The sequence below is a fragment of the Nocardioides sp. genome (genome assembly GCF_031422975.1).
Lineage (GTDB): Bacteria > Actinomycetota > Actinomycetes > Propionibacteriales > Nocardioidaceae > Nocardioides.
The window spans coordinates 1-3104 of record NZ_JANPEO010000608.1; the positions used below are offsets into that span (position 1 = coordinate 1).

Genomic DNA, 3104 nt, shown 5'->3' on the forward strand with positions numbered 1-3104 from the left:
GCAACTCCTCGTGCTCCCCAGCCACGCTCGAGCTGCCGCCGCCGGTTGCGATCTGGAGGGTCACGCCCTGCTGCATCGCGCGAAGCGACTCGTCCTCAGCGACCTCGGTGAGGACGGCACCGAGGTCCACGGGCGCCTCGCACATCGGACTGTCCACGTTGCTTACGCGGCTCAGCAGCAGCAGGTCGTCGACCAGGGAGATCAACCGGGAGGTGCCACGCCCAAGAGCGTCGAGGGACGTCGCGGCTGCTGTCGGCAACCCGGCGACATCCTGGAGCATCTCCACGTGGCCGACAATCACTCCCAACGGATTCTTCAGCTCGTGGGAGACCGTTGCGATAAGTTCCTGGCGATACTCATCGAGCCGTTGCAGCTGGTCGATCAGCTGTTGCTCCCGCTCATGGGCACGGGTGCTGAGCAGGGCTCGTCCCAGGTCGTGGCCCACCCCGAGGGCCGCTTGGCTCTCACTCTCTGTCCAGCGCTCCGCGAGGCCGTCGCGCACCACGACCAGCACGCCCATCGCTTCGTGCCCGGCGCCGACCGGCACCAGAAGCAGATCGCCAGCGGCGTGTGCGACGAGGTGGTGGGTCAGGTCCTCCAGGTGCTCATTCTCCAGTCGGTCGTCGCCCCATACGCGTCCTGGTTCGGCGATGATCACCGTGCGGGACTGCCACGCTCGCCGGGTTGCTGCCTCGATGGCGGGACGCAGGGACGGGGGAAGCACGGCAGCGTCGGTCGCGTCGGGGGGTTGACCGGAGGCGTCGTAGAGCAGCACCGCGACTGACTGAGCACGGAAACCAGTCACCAGTGCTGCGTGGACGTGAGCGAGCAGATCGACGCCCTCTGGGCGTCGGGACGCAGCCTGCACCATGGCACGGGCTGTCTCGTCCAGTCGGGCTCGACGAGTGAGTTCATCGCGGTCGACCGTGGCCAGGACCGCTTGCAGGGCGAGCTCGAGACGGACGGCGATGTCGTGCAGCTCATCAGGTCGGGGACGACGACCCGACACCGGCGCATCGAGGTGCAGCAGGACGCGGGTGCGGTCGGAATCCGCCAGCGCCGCAACCAGCATGTCAAGAGACCGCCAACGTTCGGGGTCATCAACGTTCACGACGGGCGGCACATATCCATGCCCGCGAAGGGCCTGCTGAAGGTCGGCGTCCATCTCCTCCTCCGCCAGGAACACGAACTCCCCATATGGGGTGCCTTCGTCGAGGACTTGGCGAATGTGGTCGAGGGAATAGCTCTCACCAGTGCGGGGAGCCTCATCCTGTCCGCTGCCAGTGAACGCCACGAGCTCGAGCAACCCGTCTGCTCGGAGCACTTCGATGGCACAGACGCGGAACCCGGCCCGGCGCGCGGCGTCGTCAGCGATCCGGCGCAGCTCGGCCCGCACCCCTGGGCCACCCCAGCTGCTCGTTCGGGCGCGGTCCGGGGACGGCGCCAACTCTCGGTTGCCGGTCATGGAGTCCCCCTTGCATCAACGGGTCGAAGCCGCACGCTCTGGCAATGCGCTCAGCGCAACTACGTTGCCGGCGTCCCCTGTTGATGACCGACGTCCCGCGGCTGATGATACGGGCGAGCCGCAGGTCTTGACCCGAAACAACGAAGACCGATGGGGGGCCCGATCGAGCCAGGCTTGAGCCGACCCTAGGTTTGGCGCATGCCCCTCCCGATCCCGCCCGGCCTCGAGGCGCAGCGCCGGCTCGGCCCGCAATGGGCGACGTGGCTGGACGCGCTGCCTCGTCTGGGCGAGGAACTCGTGGACGACTGGGCGCTGACGCTCGACGGGAGGCCGCTGCACGGTTTCTGTTCGCTCGTCCTCCCGGTCCGCACGGCCGGTGGTCTGCCGGCGATGCTCAAGATCGGCCTCCAGGACGACGAGAGCGAGCACGAGCACCTCGCCCTCCAGCGCTGGGGCGGCCACGGCGCGGTGAAGCTCCTCAGCGCCGACCCGCACCGCGGCGCCATGCTGCTCGAACGTCTGCACCGCGAGGACCTCACCGACCTCTGGGACATCGAGGCGTGCGAGATCGTGGCCGGCCTCTATCGCAGGATCCACGTCCCCGCCCTGCCACAGCTCCGCACGGTCACGTCGTACGTCGAACGCTGGACCGACGCCATGCAGCAGATGCCTCGCAATGCACCGATCCCGAGGCGGCTCGTCGAGCAGGCGACGGCACTGGCGCGCGACTTCGTCGCCGACGACGCCAGCACCGGCACCATGACCCACGGCGACCTGCACTACGAGAACGTGCTCGCCGCAGACCGGGAACCGTGGCTCGTGATCGACCCGAAGCCGATGAGCGGAGACCCGCACTACGAACCGGCCCCGCTGTTGTGGAACCGCTGGGACGAGCTCGAGGGAGACATCCGCGGCGGAGTGCGCCGCCGCTTCCACGCCATCATCGATGCCGCCGGCCTGGATGAGGACCGGGCGCGGGACTGGGTGGTCGTGAGGATGGTGCTCAACGCGCACTGGTCGGTCGAGGACGCTCAGCGTGAGGATCGGGGCCTGGATGCCGACGAACAGGCCTGGATCACCCGCTGCATAGCCATCGCCAAGGCTGTCCAGGAATAGGCAGTGTCTCGAAACGGACATCTGCTACCGCCGCGTAACAAGGTGATCTAGGTTACTCCCAGGAGTCAGCCCCTGCGGTCTTCGCTGACCGCAGCCCGAGCAAGTGAGTCAGGGAGTCGCATGCCCATCAACCACGACACAAGCTTTGTCGAACGTCTGCCCCGCAACGTCGCGGTCCAGTTCCTCGACCGAGTCACGAAGTCGTCCGCCAACGAGGCCTACCGCTACCCCCAGGGTGACGCGTGGGAGTCGATCACCTGGAAGCAGGCCGGGGACAAGGTCGAGGCGCTGGCCGCCGGCCTGCTCTCCTTGGGCCTCGAGCCCGAGCAGCGCGTGGGCATCGCGGCGAGCACGCGCTACGAGTGGATCCTGGCCGACCTGGCGGTCATGTGCGCTGCCGGCGCGACCACCACGGTCTACCCGTCGACGAACGCCGAGGACACCGCCTACATCCTCAGCGACTCCGACTGCCGCTTCGTGTTCGCCGAGGACGACGTGCAGATCGCCAAGCTCGTCGAAGGCC

The 3104-nt window shown here is 68.0% G+C and carries 3 protein-coding genes; 2 read left to right on the top strand and 1 reads right to left on the bottom strand.

The window, feature by feature from the left end; translation table 11 throughout:
- A partial coding sequence (locus RMO85_RS18055; RefSeq protein ID WP_310530105.1) for a histidine kinase dimerization/phospho-acceptor domain-containing protein occupies window positions 1–1396 on the bottom strand: 1396 nt, incomplete at its 3' end.
- Between the two features lie 267 nt (window positions 1397–1663).
- Here RMO85_RS18055 and RMO85_RS18060 point away from each other — a divergent pair.
- Window positions 1664–2581 carry an aminoglycoside phosphotransferase family protein gene (locus RMO85_RS18060; protein ID WP_310530106.1) on the top strand — a complete coding sequence of 306 codons (918 nt, stop codon included), beginning with the start codon at window positions 1664–1666 and terminating at the stop codon, window positions 2579–2581.
- Window positions 2582–2701: 120 nt separating this feature from the next.
- Window positions 2702–3104 (top strand): AMP-binding protein (locus RMO85_RS18065; protein ID WP_310530108.1); only part of this gene is annotated, 403 nt, incomplete at its 3' end.

What these genes read in the sequence shown, in the direction of transcription:
- RMO85_RS18060 (WP_310530106.1), top strand. Translation starts at nt 1,664, where the DNA reads ATGCCCCTCCCGATCCCGCCCGGCCTCGAGGCGCAGCGCCGGCTCGGC.